The sequence below is a fragment of the Micromonospora sp. LOL_015 genome, from assembly GCF_048060275.1.
Classification (GTDB): domain Bacteria; phylum Actinomycetota; class Actinomycetes; order Mycobacteriales; family Micromonosporaceae; genus Micromonospora_E.
In genome coordinates, this window is the sequence record NZ_JBHMIO010000175.1 from 1 (window position 1) to 574 (window position 574).

Consider the following 574-nt stretch of genomic DNA (forward strand, 5'->3'; position numbering starts at 1 on the left):
CTACGGCAGCCGCCGGATCCGAGTGGTGTGGTGGAAACAGCGCTGGTCATGCCTGAACGAAGACTGTCCACGGGGGAGTTTCACCGAGTCCGTGACCGATCTACCGACGCGTTCGCGGGTGACGCCCCGACTGCGACGGTCCTGCGCGCGGTCCGTCAGCGACTCCGGGCGCACCGTCGCCGAGGTCGCCGCCAGCCACGGGGTGTCCTGGCACACCGCGCACGACGCGTTCACCGCCACCGTCGATCCGGTACTGGCCGGCGAACCGGAACCGGTCACCGACCTCGGGATCGACGAGGTCCGCCGAGGCCGTCCCCGACTGGCCGCCGACCCGGACACCGGCCAGACACGGCAGATCGCCGACAGGTGGCACACCGGCTTCACCGACCTGTCCGGACCACAGGGCCTACTCGGCCAGGTCGAAGGCCGCCGCACCGCCGACGTCACCGCCTGGCTCGAACAGCGGGACCCGGCCTGGCTGGCCGGAATCCGCACCGTGTCGATCGACATGTGCCCCCCGTTCCGCGCCGCCGTCCGCGAGGCACTACCCCACGCCCTGCTGTGCGTGGACCCG

The 574-nt window shown here is 71.8% G+C and carries 1 protein-coding gene; it reads left to right on the plus strand.

Annotated features, from left to right (window positions below; genetic code table 11):
- Positions 1-91: 91 nt before the first annotated feature.
- Positions 92-574, plus strand: a 483-nt coding sequence (locus ACFHWU_RS29350; RefSeq protein ID WP_416592333.1) for a transposase, incomplete at its 3' end; no start/stop codon positions are given.